The 17589-nt window shown below is 49.0% G+C and carries 13 protein-coding genes, 2 tRNA genes and 2 pseudogenes; 11 read left to right on the top strand and 6 right to left on the bottom strand.

All coding sequences use genetic code 11. The features are described 5' to 3' along the window. Positions 1-15: 15 nt before the first annotated feature. Together WC7_RS16360 and WC7_RS16355 are read right to left on the bottom strand one after the other, a co-directional pair. On the bottom strand, positions 16-2472 hold the full coding sequence (locus WC7_RS16360) for a hypothetical protein (protein WP_016152663.1): 2457 nt from the start codon (positions 2470-2472) through the stop codon (positions 16-18). Positions 2473-2475: 3 nt separating this feature from the next. Further along, a complete protein-coding gene (locus WC7_RS16355) occupies positions 2476-6378 on the bottom strand; it encodes a hypothetical protein (RefSeq protein ID WP_016152664.1) in 3903 nt (1300 codons plus the stop codon). Positions 6379-6674: 296 nt separating this feature from the next. On the opposite strand from WC7_RS16355, the gene WC7_RS26940 reads away from it, so the two are divergent. The 6 genes and pseudogenes from WC7_RS26940 (at position 6675) to WC7_RS0124435 (ending at position 10101) form a co-directional block, all read left to right on the top strand. Next, positions 6675-6983, top strand: coding sequence for an ash family protein (locus WC7_RS26940; RefSeq protein ID WP_231390970.1), 309 nt, complete (start codon positions 6675-6677; stop codon positions 6981-6983). Continuing rightward, complete coding sequence (locus tag WC7_RS16350) at positions 6875-7342, top strand: hypothetical protein (RefSeq protein ID WP_016152665.1); 468 nt, start codon at positions 6875-6877, stop codon at positions 7340-7342. Before WC7_RS26940 ends, WC7_RS16350 begins: the two co-directional genes overlap by 109 nt. Further along, the gene (locus tag WC7_RS16345) at positions 7339-7560 is read left to right on the top strand and encodes a helix-turn-helix domain-containing protein (RefSeq protein WP_003842122.1); all 222 of its coding nucleotides are present in this window, start codon (positions 7339-7341) and stop codon (positions 7558-7560) included. Before WC7_RS16350 ends, WC7_RS16345 begins: the two co-directional genes overlap by 4 nt. Positions 7561-8057: 497 nt before the next feature. Continuing rightward, positions 8058-8411 (top strand): type II toxin-antitoxin system RelE/ParE family toxin, encoded by a 354-nt coding sequence (locus WC7_RS16340; protein WP_003842123.1) that lies wholly within the window; start codon positions 8058-8060, stop codon positions 8409-8411. Between the two features lie 4 nt (positions 8412-8415). Continuing rightward, positions 8416-8718 carry a helix-turn-helix domain-containing protein gene (locus WC7_RS16335; protein WP_003842125.1) on the top strand — a complete coding sequence of 101 codons (303 nt, stop codon included), beginning with the start codon at positions 8416-8418 and terminating at the stop codon, positions 8716-8718. A gap of 501 nt (positions 8719-9219) precedes the next feature. After that, positions 9220-10101 (top strand): annotated as a pseudogene (locus tag WC7_RS0124435) (integrase domain-containing protein). Between the two features lie 489 nt (positions 10102-10590). Here the strand turns inward: WC7_RS0124435 and WC7_RS16330 are convergent. The 3 genes from WC7_RS16330 to WC7_RS16320 form a co-directional block, all read right to left on the bottom strand. Continuing rightward, complete coding sequence (locus tag WC7_RS16330; RefSeq protein WP_016152668.1) at positions 10591-11853, bottom strand: tyrosine-type recombinase/integrase; 1263 nt, start codon at positions 11851-11853, stop codon at positions 10591-10593. Positions 11854-12014: 161 nt separating this feature from the next. Further along, positions 12015-12090 (bottom strand) — tRNA-Asn (locus tag WC7_RS16325). Between the two features lie 99 nt (positions 12091-12189). Then, positions 12190-13677 carry an EmmdR/YeeO family multidrug/toxin efflux MATE transporter gene (locus WC7_RS16320; protein WP_304412543.1) on the bottom strand — a complete coding sequence of 496 codons (1488 nt, stop codon included), beginning with the start codon at positions 13675-13677 and terminating at the stop codon, positions 12190-12192. 160 nt (positions 13678-13837) lie between these two features. Here WC7_RS16320 and WC7_RS16315 point away from each other — a divergent pair. Further along, positions 13838-13913, top strand: a tRNA-Asn gene (locus tag WC7_RS16315). A 98-nt stretch (positions 13914-14011) separates the two neighbouring features. On the opposite strand, the pseudogene WC7_RS16310 reads toward WC7_RS16315, so the two are convergent. Then, positions 14012-15115: pseudogene (locus WC7_RS16310) on the bottom strand (TonB-dependent siderophore receptor); the annotation flags it as partial. A 273-nt stretch (positions 15116-15388) separates the two neighbouring features. On the opposite strand from WC7_RS16310, the gene hinT reads away from it, so the two are divergent. Genes hinT through thiK form a run of 4 tightly spaced genes read left to right on the top strand, consistent with a single transcriptional unit; the run spans position 15389 to position 17585 of the window. Beyond that, positions 15389-15748, top strand: coding sequence for a purine nucleoside phosphoramidase (gene hinT, locus WC7_RS16305; RefSeq protein WP_016152671.1), 360 nt, complete (start codon positions 15389-15391; stop codon positions 15746-15748). A 2-nt stretch (positions 15749-15750) separates the two neighbouring features. Next, complete coding sequence (locus WC7_RS16300; RefSeq protein ID WP_016152672.1) at positions 15751-16125, top strand: YcfL family putative periplasmic lipoprotein; 375 nt, start codon at positions 15751-15753, stop codon at positions 16123-16125. A 13-nt stretch (positions 16126-16138) separates the two neighbouring features. Then, positions 16139-16780, top strand: a complete 642-nt coding sequence (lpoB, locus tag WC7_RS16295) for a penicillin-binding protein activator LpoB (RefSeq protein WP_016152673.1) — start codon at positions 16139-16141, stop codon at positions 16778-16780. After that, positions 16761-17585, top strand: coding sequence for a thiamine kinase (gene thiK / locus WC7_RS16290; RefSeq protein WP_016152674.1), 825 nt, complete (start codon positions 16761-16763; stop codon positions 17583-17585). The genes lpoB and thiK overlap by 20 nt, the downstream gene beginning before the upstream one ends. Positions 17586-17589: the final 4 nt, after the last annotated feature.

Genomic DNA, 17589 nt, shown 5'->3' on the forward strand with positions numbered 1-17589 from the left:
GTACATTTTGGTATCTCACTCGGTCATAGAGGCCTCACGAACATCATCCGGTTGAAGTTGGCACTCTTTCCATCGTCGAATAAGCGTTGCTACACAGGGATTACCCGCCAGTTGATTCATTCTGACCCAGTCAACATCCACTAATCCAGCCAGAAGTTCAGGATTCAGTTCCCCTTGTAATGGGTGCCACTGGCGAATACTGGGCTGGCGCTGAATTTGAGGTTGAAGGGGAGCCAAACTCCCGACGATAACGTAATTTTGTTCTGGATCATGCCAGAGTCGTGTAATGCCAGGTATGTTTTTCAACCAGTTTCGAGGATCACCTAAAGGTAAATCAAAAACACGAGAGAGTAATTTATTCCATGACGCTATTAATGACGAACTGGCTTTCTTTGCCAATTTTTTCTCACCTGCCAGGAATGTATTTTTTCTTTCCGGCCATTTGGAAAAAATATAACTTTTTAAAGTGTCGTAGGTAACATTAAGTTCATTATTACAATAATACTCACGTAAAGCACAATTCCACAACTCGCACAGCAAGTCTAGTTCACGCATGAGTGTATTTTTATTGGTATCTGATAATTCACCTTCCTCATTAAGTTGCGCTATATAAAAAGACAGTATCTCTGTATCTGGTAAGAGCCAGTGGTTTAGTGAGAACTGCTGACTTTGAGTATCAAGAACAGTCATTAATGCATCTAAATTATCAGGAATCATATTAGGAGTATCGTATTTCGGATCCTGAAGAAGAATGGATATTTCTTCCATTCTATGAATAATTATTGTCAATCTCTGAGCAAATCTGGTTAATTTATCTTCACTGCTGCCAAAACCTTGCACTATTGATTCAGGCCGATAAGTGTAGGGCCATTTTTTATTTAAGAGAGTAAGAAGAGCCTCGACGGAGGTATCAAACAGTTTCAGCCTTTCATCGCAGGATTTAACTAAATCCGGGCAAGAAGGATTAAAAGGTAAAATTACTGGGCGGTCTTGTTCAGCGGTGAATAAATATCCTTCAGTGATAACCAAAAGGTCATGAGTCAGTAAGTCTTTCTGCTCTGTCAGGCTTGAACTGATTCTTGTTTCTTTGCAAAGTAAAAGATGCTTTAACGCAAGTTCTTTGTACGCAACTTCGGCATTACGCGCCAATGCATCAAGACAGGTCTTTTTCTCAAAATCTTGAATGGTATAGTCGTAATAGCAAGAATCTATCGCAGGGATGAGTCGGGTAGTCCCATCGGGAGTATCCTGCTCAATCAATAAATTATTAACAACAGAATCACCACTAAGATCAAACGGATTAACGTTGATATGCTGGCACGCAATTTTAGTTCTTAGATTCTGAGTTAACGGATAGCGGTCATCAATTATACCACGGATCTGATCTAACAAAACAAGTATGCATATAGAGCTGCCTTTCCCCAATTTTTCAAATGATGAGGGTTCTGAATCTGATAATAATTCCAGTTGTATATCAGGATACTTTTTGTTCAACACTTTTTGTATCTGAGACATTATTTGTTGTGGGGGAATATTTCGCGAAAAACGTAAATCAAGTACTTTAATTTTGGCGTTAAGCTGTACGCCGGGAAATTTTGCCTTCTCAGTCGTTTTGAATTTAGTCTTAAGCGGCAGTGGACGCAACTTGAGAACAACAGCGGTTAATGTAAAACCAAAAATTTTTGCTTGTTCAATAAATTCATTTTGTACGGGTTTAAGGATCCATGGCCAACTATTTCTTAACGCATCAGGCGAAGAGAGATCAATAAAGGGACGAAGCTTACGCTTATTCTTGTTTTTGGGTATTTCCTGATAAACTTGAAATTTTTGCCTTGTTGATTTTTCAGGCTTCCAGCGAACCAGCACTTTATTTTTGTCATACACCCACAGTGCCTGAGAGGCAGTTGAAAATTCGCTTTTCATATCGACAGGTCGTAGTGGCACATTTTCATAAAATAAAATGACTTCTGTTGTATCTTTATCATTTCTTTGCTGAGTTCGGCAGTCCAGACTAATGGTATTGATACCGCAACTTGTTTTACTTTTCCAGGCATCTGTCTGGAGTAGTGGCCGGCCTAATGAGTGGCTACCCTTGCAATGAGAACCAAATGCAGAGATTTTACGCATGATAAGACGAATCCATATGGGATTAAGCGATGGCTCGTACTTTATCCTTTCTGGTGTAATGATTATTCCATCGGAATTTTTAATAACGGGAGGAGTATCCTGATCTGAATCAACAGAAACAAATAATCCAAACTGCTCTTTATAGGAACGCATCAGATAAGGATGGTATCGATTGCCTAATTCGCTATCAAGATAGTTTTCCCACTGCTTCCAGCGATAACTCTTGCTTAATGGATAATGGTACACAATCAGCTTTTCAGTTTTCTCCTGGTCGATCTCACTATCCCGATAAATCATATGAGAAAGGGGAAGTGTGCGGGTTACTTCGTCGTTATAGTTCATCATAAATTATGCCCTTTCATGAATATTCTGGTAGATCATGGTAGTAAGATTTTCAAACCCCGGTGTAACTGATGAAACTGTATCGGGAGTAATACACCCGCCGAGAATGAGAATATCTGCATGATAAAGATCCTGAATCGGAATTAACTGACTTGAAAATCCCAGCAACTGACAATCAGAATGGGGAGCCACGAAATTAGCGATAACAAGTTTGACGTTGTCTCCCTCAATCGCACGTATTTTTGATAATTTGCTACTTAATCCCAGAGGGGTTTGATTAGGGTCAGCGCCAAAAGCCAGCCATTGCTGATATTCTTCATCCGCTTTGTCGAGAGTATCCTGTCCCCAAAATTTCGCATCTATGCGGTAGTCTGAGTTTTTTACACTAAAATCATACAGTTCGAAAATTCGATGGTCGCTTACCTGAGTCGTAGTAATAATTTTATAACGCTCATGAAGTAGTGCCCGAATAGCCTCTTCACCCAAGCGCCCCATAAGTAGACGTTGTACGATCAGGGGGTGGAAGGCGTAATGTTCTTCCAGATCGTTAGCGTAAGGCATTAAAGATGTTCTGTACCCTTTACGGTTAAACCAGTCAGTAATGTCCGAATGACGCTGTATATACTGATACAACACCTGAGGATTGTACTTACGCCGTCCTTCTGCTGCTTCCTCAAAAAACTGCCAAGTCTGAGGGGAATACCAGATTTCTCCACCATTAAATGCAGATTCTGGTTTTTTAAAACAGGCCCACTTGTACAGTTCAAGATCAATACCAAAGTCATTATGCCCTGGTTTCCAGGCAAGATCGTGTTGAAGTATCGCTTTACCTAATTGTCTCCAGAGTTGTGTAACATCATTACTGGGTGTTGATTGCTCTCGCAACAATCGTATGGCCGGAACCAGTCGTTTATCGATATAATCCAAAACCAGTTTACCCGGTTGTGTCGGTGTCATTAGCAGGTTAAGGAAATTGTCCTGCATTTTTTCATCACGTTCCCGTAAAATATCCAGTAACTGGCGATTGAGCGCAGAAAGCTGACGACGGTTCGATGTATAAATAGGCAATGAAGCAAAGCGCGAAAGGTCTTTTGCTAGTTCAGAATCAAGATGGATTTCAGCATTGGGGACTTCACACCAGGCTCGTTCAATACGACCGACCTGTTGCTGCACATTAGCTGCCGTATTTTTTATGTAATCACTGGTTCTCTTATATTCGCCGTTTAATCGGGAAATCTCATATTTTCGGTTCATCATTAATGGTAGAAGGAAGCGTTGATGCTGTTGACGAGAAATTTCACCAGCACGGAGCAGTTTTTCCAGGTTGCGTAACTGGAAACCCGCATGTGCCATATCATCATTGCTTTCTGCATTGGACTGAAAAGCGGAAAAGTAATAATGCCGTGATTCCAGCAAATATAAACAGGTCAGATCCATATTTTTGCCAGATTCAGGCAGGCTGAAATCCAGATTTACACCATTCGTCGCAGAGGCGGTCTGAGTCAGCACAATGACAATACGCTGGGAGGCAAATGCGGCTTGATAAGCATCACTAAAGCCCTTTTTCTTCTGACATTCTGCGGTTAACAGACAAATCAGCGCAGGCTCATTATGTATGCTCACTGGGATAAACACATCAGCAAAATTTTTTAGCAGAGGATCATCAGATAAAGGTTGTTCCATTTTTAGCCATGCGAGGTATTCTCTACTTTGCGTTGCTATTGGAGTGGTAAGCCATTTTCTTAAATAAGCTATGGAATTCACGAAAGCAAGATGCCCCCGGTGTTGAGGTCTTTTTCCCACAATATCCAATACATTAAGCAATTTTAGCAGTATATTTTTTCGATATTCTGATTCGAAATCCGATGAGGGGACATCGCCATTCTGGAAAAAATCGGGGGCTAGCGAAGCGAGCAGATCAACACAATGCGGGCTATTCTTTATGCTATTGAAATCTTGAATCTCAGCATTCAGTTGTGTGTTTCTGATATTTTCTTTGCTGTTGTTGATCTCTTCAATAGCTAAATACTGCAACTGGAAATCATCAGCTGTCTGGACATAAGGTATCGGTTCTTTAAACCATTCGACAGGTCGTTTTTCAAAAGTTGTTCCCAGGAAACTTTGTGTAACAGCAGGGTTGCGTGCTTCTGCAATATAGCGGAGAGCTGAATTAATCCACCGGACATCGAAGTGATTACAGGCTCTTTCAATATATGACGTAGCCGACAGTGCAAAGACAAGATTACGACTGGCGAGAGAAAGCAGCAGACCTTCTGCCGTCGTGGGCAGAAAGGCACGTTTGATCTGTATCCGTAACGGATCGATATCCGTATCTGAGACATTCTGTTTCAGCAACCAGTTGGTCAAGCCAAAAATACTGGCATGAGTATTGGGCAAAATATTACTTTTCCTTAATTCCCGTAGTTCCGGCAGGTCAGTACGCGGTAATAGAAATCGGGACATATTCGGCAGGGTTGAACCGTAGTATGATGGCCTGTAATCATTAACGGGGTCGAACAGAAGTCGGGTTAACTTTTTAATGTATTCATACGCTTCATCTTCACTGGCAGTCAGGTCGGTCAACATTAGGCTAAATTGTCGAATGAATTTTTCCATCAAGCGTAAAAAATCACTGATGTCGATAGTCTGATCGCTATCCTGAAACGGCGAGTCTGGCCTGATAATTTCGTAGCCATGTTCCGCTTTCCGCATAATAAGCCGTTCACTGGTCACCAGTTGATCGGAACGGAATAAATAATGTTCACCAAAGGGTTTATTATCCAGATATTGCTGAAGAGGAATAACCAGCGATCTGGCATGTGTTAAATCAACATGTTTTTCAGTTAATGCGCTATTCAGGTCATTAATAAATTTATCTAGACGTTCACGGATCATAGGTGCAGGTTCCGTTTCAACATACTGCATACGTTGTAGTAATCTGCGCCCCCCGTCGAGCAACTGACCCAGACATTCAGGTGGTTCCTGAACCCATTGCGCCTGTGCCAGATACTCTTGTAATACCTCAGCCTGGTAATCGAATTCATCGATGAAAATGATGTAATTGCGTAGCTCTTTACTGGACATTTTTACTTTGCGACGCCCATCGTAAAACGATGAAACCATCTTTTGAGTCGTCATGAGCAGCAGGTGTTGCTTTTCGTCACGCCAGGTAATGGCGGGCAGAATTCGTCTGACCCAGGCGTGGCGACGGAAATCTGCAACTCGTTGTCTGGCTGCCTGCGTGAGTTCATGTTCTTCACCATATTTTTCTTTTTGTTTATTGGCTTCTTTTTCCAGCAATTTGATATTCTGAATCAGAGTTATCTCCACTGCTGCACATGATTTGATTAATGACTCTTTTTCACTGGCGATGGCCGTCTGAAAACGTGTCAGATATCCTTTCAGCGATTTGTTAATATGCAGTATGTTTTTGCAATTTCTACGCAATTTCTCGGCGATATCCTGACTGGCAAACAAATTTCTGTCTTCCAGGATATTGATGGAGTCAAATGGATCGGGAAGTGAGTCTGCGGAAATATTATTCTCATGAGGCAAGGGGATGGCCTCGATGGCAGAAACGATCTGCTCATCTTGTGCATAGAGTACGCTGACGGTGAATGGTTCCCCGTTACTGTCTTTATGCGCTGCCGTTTTCTCATAAATGTCGTGCAAAATATTCCAGCGATGGGTAACCAGAATGGCTTGAGAGCCTGATTTTTTTATCGTCTCCAGCGCCGGGAGAGCATTATCAGCATAGCCAGAGCGGTAGAGTGAGCTGGTTTTTCCGCTACCCGTAGGCCCCTGAAGCTGACAAAATCCTGCGATACGACGGGATATTTTGGATTTTTTTGCCTGAGAAAGGGTGTATTCAATAACGGCATTGTAGGAACGTATTAAAGGGGCACTCACATTTCACCTCATCCGTGTCAGGTTATCGAAGAGTAGAATTTCAGCAAATTCATGTTACGCCGATCGGGTATCATTTCAATGTTTAATAATAATTTTCCTTTATAAAACAACGCTTATAATACATTCGTGGGTCGGATGATTTGTTGGTGTTTTATTTGTTTGAATTTGGTGTTGTGGTTTTATTTTTTTAACAATCTGCGATCTTCCTTCCACGACTTCCCCTTGCCGTTTTCGACCGAAAACGGTATCTTAAACCCGCACCTGCAAAATCAGGTGCCGGGCTTGACCTCCTGAAATTGTTACAGGCGACACATGACGCGCAAGCGTCTTTTTTGTGTCGTGCGTTCAGCTACATCTCAATGGTGGGCTGGGCAGGGGCATCGCAAGATGCGCCGGTTTCCTGTAACACCGGTAAGGTCAACCTTGTTCAGTCCACCACCCATGAGATTGACCTCTCAGGTGGTGGGTTTATTACCCGTTACAGGAGGATGCCTTTATGGCTACGATCCCCACTCAGACACACCCGTCACTTGCTGTTCCTTTCAGTGCCACTACGGATTTCACCATACTCGCCAGTCACTGCGAAACCTTTGCCGAAACCCTGATTGAAAGCAACGATCCCGCGTTGAAAATGGCGCTTTGCGGCAGAATTAACACGTGCCTGACGCTGCTGCAACCCACACTGTTAGAACCTGTTCCACCCCATCTGGTTGAAAGCCTGACCGTTGACACTCTCCCTGCGACCACTCCCCGGTTCGAGCCTGAATGTACGGAGCTTTGTCGTTACTGCCTTGCTATCACACAAACCCTGTCGGGGCTGGGATTTGCCTCTGAAACGGAGAAGTACCTTAGCTGGCTGCTGTACGACCTGATTAACTACTTCGCTGCGGAAATGAAAGCCCCGCGTTGGTTGCGTACCGCCGGCGGCGTGAAGTTTATTGACGGTGTGGATATCAAAGCATGATGCAGTCTGACTGGCATCCCGCCGACATTATCGCCGGACTGAAAAAACGTGGCACTTCGCTGTCAGCGCTTTCGCGTCAGGCAGGGCTGGCATCCTCCACGCTGGCAAATGCGCTTACCCGCCGCTGGCCTAAAGGCGAAAGATTGATTGCTGAAGCGTTAGATGTTGCGCCTGAAAAAATCTGGCCTTCACGCTACCGTAAACCAGAATACCGATAAGAAAAACGGCCCTCCCGATCTTTTTCCTGCCCCTGCAGATGAGAGATCGGGAGCATGCCAGTGACGTGCGGCAACTCAGCATTTAACCAAATCAGCGGGAAATGTTTTTCAGGCAAAAACAGTTTCCTCTTTCGGCACCCGTCACATTCGCATTATTTTCTCTCTGCAACAAATGGCCCTTCGGGGCGCCCTTATACGCTTCACGACCTGCAAGAAGCGGCCTGATTTCAGGCTGGTCGTCCCTTTACCGACAATACCTTTGAAAATGTCGGACTGCGTTGCAGTTAAGGTCACACTTCACATTGCGTCAATATCTGAACTGGTTTTTCGGTACAGATCGTAAAACGGTGAATGCTATGCATGCCATTCACTGAAATACCCGAATGCGTCTTCAGCTTTGCAGCAACGACGCATGAATCCCTCATTCCATCGTTTCATAATCATCTTTATAGCTTTACACCTATATAACTTTTAACCTATATTATTCAGGAGGTCCCGTGTGGACGATTAAAACAACGGATATGTTTGATCACTGGTTTTCCTCGCTCAATGATACCGATCGGGCCAGCGTGCTTGCAGCGCTGTTGGTCCTGCGTGAAAAGGGGCCGGGTTTGTCCAGACCTTATGCCGATACGCTCAGAGGCTCCCGCTTTAGCAACATGAAAGAGTTGCGTATTCAAAGTCGGGGTGATCCGATACGGGCATTTTTCGCTTTTGATCCGACCCGTACCGGCATTGTACTTTGTGCCGGAAATAAGGTCGGCAATGAAAAACGTTTTTACGATGAGATGCTCCCGGTTGCAGATCGGGAATTCACGAACTGGCTGAACACAATAAAAGAGAAGGAGTAACGCGATGGGCAGAACGCTGGAACAGCTTATTGCGGATGAAAAACCTGAAGTCGTGGCCGAAGCTCAGGCGATGGCGACGGACATCCTGCTCAACATCCACCTTGCCGAACTGCGCGAGAAAGTACAGAAAACGCAGGTCGAAATGGCGCAGGTGCTGGGCATCAGACAACCTACTGTTGCCGGTATGGAAAAACCGGGGCGCGACCTGAAACTGTCCACGCTGAAACGTTACGTTGAGGCGACCGGCGGCAAGCTACGCCTTGATATTGAACTGCCGGATGGCTCTCACTACGGATTTGTACTGTAAACACTGACGCTCCCTGAACCGGAGCGTCAGCCCCCTCTGTATAACGGGCTGCTGCCTGCATTGCCGACAGGCTTTGCTGCCGCGTGACCGTAAAACTGCACCAGCCTGTGATTTTAAAAACACTGCACCAGTCCAGTGCGTCACTTTAACCGCGCAGAGCGGGAAAGTGACGCACGCAATCATTCTGATCTGCCCCAGAGAAATCAACTGCGCCAGCCCATGACGGGATTCTGACACCGCGTTTTCAACCTATTTGACGCATAAGGAGAACATGAACCGATACCGGAGGGGGATCAGGACGATCCGGGGGATAACCCGCTAACGCGGGCGGCTGCTCAGAGAGCACAACCGACGCCCCATAACACCTCAACGGCTGCCGCCCCGGCGCTCAGGTATCGTTCGCAGCCCCGACAAAACCCAGGGGCTATCGGCCCACGCGCCGGGGAAAGCTGTATCAGGTTTTGGGTTATTGATTTGCTGCAATCATGAAGGGCGGAGTGTATGGGGATACTGGCGCAGGAAATGAAGAAGCTGGCGCAGCAGGCGGGCGGCAGCCATAAAACGGTCCACGATCGCATGGCGCTGGTGCAGCGGCTTTGTGAGCGTCTGATGGGGCAGAACGTGCAGATCCGCCGGGTGGAACAACTGAAATCCCGGCATATTGAAGAGTACGTCCGGGCGCGACTGGTGCAGGACATCACTAGGCGTTCCCTGCAAAACGAGATGTCGGCGGTGCGCTGCATTCTGAAACAGGCCGGACGCGATAAACTGGCGCAGAGCGGGCGGCTCAGTAACCGGGCGCTGGGGCTGTCCGGCGCATCCCGCAACGGGACAAAACGGGCCATCACGCCGGAGCATTACCGTCATGTGCTGGAAACTGCCCGCGCAAAAGATCCGGGGCTGGCGGCGGCGCTGGAGCTTTCAAGGCTGATGGGGCTACGCTCGCAGGAAGCGGTACAGAGTGCGCAGTCGCTGAACACATGGAAACAAGCGCTGGAGCGGGGTGACTCCCGGCTAACCGTGGTCTTTGGTACCAAAGGCGGGCGGCCCCGCTAGACGATTATTCTGGACGCTGGTGCAGTCAGAAAGGTGGTAGATGCTGCGCTGGCGGTGGCTGAGCAGCGTCACGGCAGGCTGATCGAAAAGCCCGATCTGAAAAGCGCGATGAAATACTGGCACGGTCAGGCATCACGTCTCGGGTTAACTGGCGCATATTCCCCGCACTCCCTGCGTTATGCGTGGGCGCAGGATGCCATTCACCATTATCTGGCACAGGGAGCCAGTGAAAAAGAAGCGCTGGCGATGACGGCGATGGATCTGGGTCATGGCGACGGACGTGGACGGTATGTGGCGCAGGTGTACGGGCGGCGGAGCGGTGCATGACAGTCATCGGGTTTTGTACTCGTTTCTGGTGCAGCAGCCAGTTGGCACTCCGACCTATGCCAGCTAAAGAAAAAGGCCAGAAAGGGTAAGGGGTGACTAAGGGTAACAGCGCCTGACCGGAAAAGGCCAAAGGGCTTAAAAGGCTGCAACTGGCGCAGATCGATATGTATCCGGCAATATCTGGCGCAGTCCTGCCACTGACTGGCAACGAAAGAGTGGTGCAGTGATGGCGTGCTGGTCCATCAGTTTCTGGCTGGGGGTTGGCAACGATGACCAGAAATGATTCACCGTGAATTATTTTCGATATATACCTATTGATGGCTGAGGTATTGATAGGTTTTCGCCCGGAATTATTCACCCTAGAATAATTCTGTACGCTTTCCGATGAATAACGGGAAAAAAGAAGGCAACACCTTTCAATGCAAAAAAGCTGCTCCCGGACAACCGGAAACAGCTTTTCTGTTTTCAACCAATGACACTGTCAATGGTTCAGGCCGCTCTGTGCTGCCGCGCATAAATATACGGCGCAATATACCCTTCACGGCACACATCCAGATAATCTGACCACCACTGCATCATGGCCTTGCGGGCTTCCAGATGTTCCGCTTTGTGCACATACGCTGCCCGCACGCTGTTTCGCTCCTGATGGCTCATCTGCCGTTCCATTGTATCCCTCGACCAGAGATCTGACTCGACCAGCGCGCTACAGGCCATTGCCCGCAGTCCGTGTCCGCACACATCGGTTTTTGTATCATAGCCCATCAGACGCAGCGCCCGGTTGGTGGTGTTTTCGCTCATCGGTTTATAGGGGTTATGGTCGCCGGGAAACACCAGTTCCAGATGGCCGGAGAGTTCCTGTATCTGTTTCAGAATGGCAATCGCCTGCAGTGAGAGCGGCACGATATGCGCGGTGCGCATTTTTGCACCACGGCCTGAAAACCGCACTTTCTCGATCGCTTCGCGGGTGGCGGGGATGGTCCAGATTTTATTTCTGAAATCAATCTCACTCCAGCGGGCAAAACGCAGTTCGCTGGAGCGGATGAACAGGTGCAGCGTCAGCACCACCGCCAGCCGGGTTAACTCGCGCCCTTGTTGATAATCGCCGATACGGTCAAGCAGTTCAGGCAACCGTTCCAGCGGCAGGGCGGGATAGTGATTCTTTACGGGGGAGGCAGTCACGCCTTCCAGATGCTGTGCCGGATTGCTTTCGGTCAGCCCCTGCTGAACGGCATAACGCATGATGTTGCTGAGTTGCTGGCGGGTTCGGGACGCGACTTCCAGAAAGCCCTTGTCCTCAATAACCCGCAATAATGCGGTGAAATCCTGCGTTTTCAGCACCGTGACGGGCAGGTGACCAATCGCCGGGAAAATATGGTTTTCCATACTGGCGAGAATGCGGGTGGCATAATCAGCCGACCATTTTTTGTTGGTTTTATGCCATGCCAGCGCCACCGCTTTAAAACATTTCTCGGGCGAACAGGCTGCTTTTTCCACCATACGCTGCTGCGCCGGATTGATATTCTGTGCCAGTAACTTACGGATACCGTCGCGCTGCTGCCGGGCGTCAGCGAGAGAAACCAGCGGATATGCGCCGAGACTGACTCTGGATTCTTTGCCACCGAAGCGAAATTTGAGATACCAGATACGCGAACCACCCGGATTGACGAGCAGATACAGACCATGGGAATCGGAGAGTTTTACAGGACGGGAAGAGGGTTTTAACTTGCGGATTTTAGAATCATTTAAAGACATTTGGGGGTCACTCCAGAATCGAACCAAACTGACCCCAAATCTGACCACCAAATTTTCCGGATGCGGAGAGAAAACCAGATACGCATCGGGAAGAATTTTCACGCTAACTTACTGAATCGTAAATAAATAGAGACGTACAGATAAGCATGAAAACAAGAATTTGGCTCCTCTGACTGGACTCGAACCAGTGACATACGGATTAACAGTCCGCCGTTCTACCGACTGAACTACAGAGGAATCGTGTGAACGAGGCGAATATTAGCGATGCCACTCAGCGTTGTCAAAGCCTGAATAGATAAATGCGATCGTTTGCTGAAATATTCCCCATTTCGCCGCTTATTCAGACGCAACCGGTTGTTTTATGCACTTTTCACGCTCGGGACGAGGGTATTTCCATAACCAGCGGCCTGTGACCATACGCCAGTAAAATAACGCGGCGCGCACGGCCCAGTCGAAGAACATCCCTAACCAAACGCCGACTACGCCCCATCCTAATACGATTCCCAACGTGTAACCCGCCACAACGCGACAGCCCCACATGCCCAACATCGATACCCACATCGCAAAACGCACATCACGTGCGCCCTTAAACCCTGATGGTAGCACCCAGGATGCCGCCCATATCGGCATAAACGCTGCGTTGAGCCAAATTAGGATGACTATGACCTCTTTTACATCCTGATCGTGGGTATAAAATGAGGCCATAACGCCGGCAAAGGGGGCGGTTAGCCAGGCGATGGCGGTTAAGCCGATTGTTGAGAGCCAGAATATATGGCGTAACTGGATTTCCGCTTGGGCAATCTGACCATTTCCCAGACGCCTGCCGGTAATGATTGTCGACGCGGAGCCTAAAGCATTCCCCGGCAGGTTGATGAGCGCGGCGATAGAAAAGGCAATGAAGTTTCCGGCAATTACGCTGGTTCCCATGCCGGAGACAAACATTTGCGTTAACAGTTTACCGCCATTAAATAGCACTGACTCAATACTTGCCGGAATACCGATCCCCATAACTTCCCAGATAATGGCGAGATTGAGCGGCTTAAAATAGCTTTTGAAGGGAATTCGCAGCGCCGGATTAAAACCAATCATCAGCACCCAGATAATGGCGAACGCACCGATGTAGCGTGAAATGGTCAGCCCGAGTCCTGCCCCCACAAATCCCAGCCCTTGCCAGGAAAAGACCCCGTAGATCAGGATGCTGCTGATGATGATATTTAGGATATTCATACCGCCATTAATCAACAGCGGAATTTTGGTATTTCCGGCTCCGCGAAGTGCGCCGCTACCGATCAAAGCAATGGCTGCCGCCGGGTAGCTGAGCACCGTTAGTTCCAGATAGGTGAGTGCCAAGGCCTTAACATCGGGGGTTGCTTCACCGGCGACAACGTCAATAATCTGTTCACCAAAAGAGTGAATGACCGCTGCCAGCACGGTAGCAAAAATCGTCATGATCACCAGCGATTGTCTGGCTGCTGCCCTTGCCCGTCGACGATCTCGTTTTCCCAGGCTAAATGCTACCACCACCGTGGTTCCCAGATCGATGGCGGCAAAAAACGCCATGATGACCATATTGAAACTGTCGGCGAGACCTACGCCAGCCATTGCTTCTTTTCCCAACCAGCTAACAAGGAAGGTACTCAGTACGCCCATCAACAGCACACAGGTGTTTTCCAGAAAAATGGGGACCGCAAGCGGAGTGATTTCGCGCCAAAAGAGAACCTTATAACTCTTGCGTTTAGCATACCAGGGCGTGCGGGAAGCGACCTGGCGTAAGGCAGCGGAGACGTTCAAAGTGAACCTTAAAGAAGAAAGTTGAAACCTCATTTCAAATGATGAGGGAGAATCCAAAAAGCTGCAAAGTTTTTTCCATTTAAAATGTCTGGAAATGCAACAAACTGTCGAGAGAAGCATCAATTGAAACTTATTCGGGGAAATGGGGTTTGACAAAAATTTTTTCGCCGCTAAGATAAGCCTCCACAACGATTCCTCTGTAGTTCAGTCGGTAGAACGGCGGACTGTTAATCCGTATGTCACTGGTTCGAGTCCAGTCAGAGGAGCCAAATTTAAGAAGCCCGCTTAAGGAAACTTAAGCGGGCTTTTTGTTTTCTCAGTCCAGTGCATCCACCTGACGAGCAGGTGGAGCGTGATGTGTTTCGAATCAGAACTGATAGCTGGCGGTGACGCTGACGTTGCGCGGCTCGCCATAGACGATAGATCCGTCGACATTGGTGTCGTAGGTTTTATCGAACAGGTTATTGAGGTTACCCTGCACAGAGAAGTTTTTCGTCACCTGATAGCGGGTGAATAAATCGACCAGGGCGTAGCTTCCCTGTTCCGCGCGGAATGTGCCATATGGCGTGACCGTATCGCTATAAACACGATTCTGCCAGTTAACCCCACCGCCCACGGTCAGTTCCGGCATGGCTGGCAGGCGATAACGGGTAAACAGTTTTACTGTGGTACGCGATAGGTTCGGGTTTACCGCATTGCCTTCGTTGTCTTCAGCAACATAGCGTGTCGCGCCGAACGTCATCTGCCAGTTATCGGTGATCGCACCGTTAACTTCGAATTCGACTCCTTTGCTGACCGTTCCATCCATCGCTTTATAGGCCGTGTCGCCATTGCTACCGGCAATTGGTTCGCCGGTTGATTGGCCCACGTTATCCTGTTCAATGCGGAACACCGCGAGGGTGGTGGTTAAACGGCTGTTCATCCAGTCGGACTTCAGGCCAAGTTCATAGTTATTGCCGGTAATTGGGGAAAGATATTTACCGGAACTGTCGCGCTTGTTCTGCGGCTGAAAGATTGAGGTATAGCTGGCGTACGTAGACCAGTTATCGTCAATGTCATACACCAGGCCCGCATACGGCGTGGTATGGTTTTGTTCCATGCTGTAGGCGAGGGTGTCGATACGCCAGTTGGTATAACACGCGCCGACAATCAAATGCAGTGGGTCGGCCAGCGAAATACGTGTTGCGGCGTAGAGCGATTTCATGTGCGTGGTATCGTCCTGAGCCAATGACTGCGGGTTCCAGTTGGTTTCCGGGACGTTACCATCGACGGCATCCACCTTACGCTTGCCGCTGTTCCAGCCGGTACCTCCGACGTAGTCATAGCCCGGACCATAGCTGCCATACGGGCCAATCAGCGTACCATCGGCTTTATTGACATAGGCATCGACGTACATCATTTTACTGTCAAATTTGACCTCGGAGTGGGTGGCATTCATGGTCGCCTGCCAGGTATCGGCCAAACGTTGCTGGCGCCGTTATTCTGGTAGCCCTCGACGATCGCCGTCTCTTCAGCAGGGGCTGCGAGGCTGGTGGAAGGCATCAGTAAAATGTTGTTTCAGTACTATGCTTAAGCAATAGCGCCGGGAAATGGTTATAAGAACAGCAGTGGCAGGGCTTTTTGCTTAAAAAATCGAGGGTTAAAGTTGAAAGAGCGTGAGTAACTCGCTCATACTCTATACTCGCAGAGTGACCCGGCGTAGCATGGCATAACGCTTGGGCTGTTAATGAAAAAGGAAAACGTCGTGGCAGAAGAAACTATATTCAGCAAAATTATCCGTCGTGAAATTCCGTCAGATATCGTGTACCAGGATGAACTGGTCACTGCGTTTCGTGATATTTCCCCTCAGGCACCTACGCACATTCTGATCATTCCTAATGTCCTGATCCCGACCGTCAACGATGTGACGGCGGAACACGAGCAGGCGTTGGGTCGCATGATCACCGTAGCGGCGAAAATCGCCGAGCAGGAAGGCATTGCTGCGGATGGGTATCGTTTAATCATGAATACCAATCGTCACGGCGGTCAGGAGGTGTATCACATTCATATGCACCTGCTGGGTGGACGGGTGCTTGGTCCAATGCTTGCGCATAAAGGTCTGTAAGCATGACCAGAGGATGCATTGCACTTTCACTGAGCTTGCTGCTACTGGCTGGCTGTCGGGCACATCCTGAAATCCCGGTAAGTGATGAACAGTCGCTGGTGATGGAATCAACGATTCTGGCGGCGGGCATTACAGCAGAACAGCCGACGTTAACCACGTCTGATATTCAGGCCTCAGCATCCTCGCGACTTTATAACGAAAGACAAGAACCCGTTACCGTTCATTATCGGTTTTACTGGTATGACGCCAGAGGACTGGAAATGCATCCTCTGGAAGCGCCACGCAGCGTGACTATCCCGGCTCATTCGTCGGTGACGCTGTACGGCAGCGCCAATTTTCTGGGGGCGCACAAGGTTAGACTTTATCTTTATTTGTAAGGGGTGAATCTTGATGATCAAAATGAATCGCTACGCACTGATTGCCGCGCTGGCGATGTTTCTCTCTGGCTGTGTGGCGCAACGTGAGCCCGCACCCGTAGAGGAAGTGAAGCCAGTGCCGGAACAGCCCGCGCAGCCGCAACAGCCGGTGCCGGTTGTACCAACGGTGCCAAGCATACCGCAGCAGCCGGGTCCGATTGAGCACGAGGACCAAACGGCGCAGCCGACGCCACGTCAACGTCACTATGACTGGAACGGAGCTATGCAACCGATGGTCGGCAAAATGCTGCAGGCTGACGGTGTCAAAGCGGGAGGCGTTCTGCTGGTTGATAGCGTGAATAACCGGACCAACGGCTCGTTGAACGCCGGTGAAGCCACCGAGACCTTGAGGAACGCGCTGGCGAATAACGGCAAGTTTACCCTGGTTTCCGCCCAGCAGTTGGCTGTCGCCAAACAGCAGTTAGGTCTGTCGCCGAACGACAGTCTGGGAACGCGCAGCAAAGCGATTGGTATCGCCCGTAACGTTGGCGCACAGTATGTGCTCTATTCCAGCGCCTCCGGCAACGTCAATTCGCCGGCGCTGCAAATGCAATTAATGCTGGTACAAACTGGCGAGATAATCTGGTCAGGTAAAGGTGCCGTACAGCAACAATAACCGGCTAACGCGCGACGAGGTGTTGTCGCGCTATTTCCCGCAGTATCATCCCGTCGTAGCCAACCAGAGCGGCCTGAGCGGCGGGAGCTGCATCATCGAACACGATACCCACCGCTTAGTGTTGCGCTGTCATCACGACCCTGACGCGCCGGAATCGCATTTCTTACGCCACTATCACGCGTTAAAGCACCTGCCTGAAAGCCTTGCGCCGCGCTCCCGCTTTTATATACGTGGGTGGATGGCGGTCGACTTTTTTCACGGTAAGGTTGAATCCAGATTGCCGGACGCCGACGAACTCGCTGGCTTATTGTATCATCTGCACCAACAACCCCAATTGGGCTGGCGAATCAGTCTGCTGCCGCTACTCGAACAGTACTGGCAGTGTGGCGATCCGGCGCGTCGCACGCCATGCTGGTTGCGAGCGTTGAAGCGACTCAGGAAAAGCGGTGAGCCTCGACCTTTGCGTCTGGGGCCTCTGCATATGGATGTCCACGGTGACAACATCGTACGTACAGCATCAGGGCTGCGGCTGATTGACTGGGAATATGCCGGAGACGGTGATATCGCTCTGGAGCTGGCGGCGGTTTGGGTCAACGACGAATCTCAGCACCAACGGCTGGTTAGCGCCTACGCCCAACGAGCGCACATTGAACAAAACGCGCTGTGGCGGCAGGTCAGACGATGGCGGCCCTGGGTCATAATGCTGAAAGCGGGGTGGTTTGAGTATCGCTGGCGACAAACCGGCGATCGACAATTTATCAGGCTGGCCGATGAAACCTGGCGGCAGCTAATAATGAAAGGATAAGGAG

It is taken from the genome of Citrobacter sp. KTE151, assembly GCF_000398845.1.
Classification (GTDB): Bacteria; Pseudomonadota; Gammaproteobacteria; order Enterobacterales; family Enterobacteriaceae; genus Citrobacter; species Citrobacter braakii.

Coding starts and splice junctions, on each gene's coding strand:
- WC7_RS16360 (WP_016152663.1), bottom strand. CDS start 2,472: ATGATGAACTATAACGACGAAGTAACCCGCACACTTCCCCTTTCTCAT.
- WC7_RS16350 (WP_016152665.1), top strand. CDS start 6,875: ATGGCTACGATCCCCACTCAGACACACCCGTCACTTGCTGTTCCTTTC.
- WC7_RS16345 (WP_003842122.1), top strand. CDS start 7,339: ATGATGCAGTCTGACTGGCATCCCGCCGACATTATCGCCGGACTGAAA.
- WC7_RS16335 (WP_003842125.1), top strand. CDS start 8,416: ATGGGCAGAACGCTGGAACAGCTTATTGCGGATGAAAAACCTGAAGTC.
- WC7_RS16330 (WP_016152668.1), bottom strand. CDS start 11,853: ATGTCTTTAAATGATTCTAAAATCCGCAAGTTAAAACCCTCTTCCCGT.
- WC7_RS16320 (WP_304412543.1), bottom strand. CDS start 13,677: ATGAGGTTTCAACTTTCTTCTTTAAGGTTCACTTTGAACGTCTCCGCT.
- WC7_RS16300 (WP_016152672.1), top strand. CDS start 15,751: ATGACCAGAGGATGCATTGCACTTTCACTGAGCTTGCTGCTACTGGCT.
- lpoB (WP_016152673.1), top strand. CDS start 16,139: ATGATCAAAATGAATCGCTACGCACTGATTGCCGCGCTGGCGATGTTT.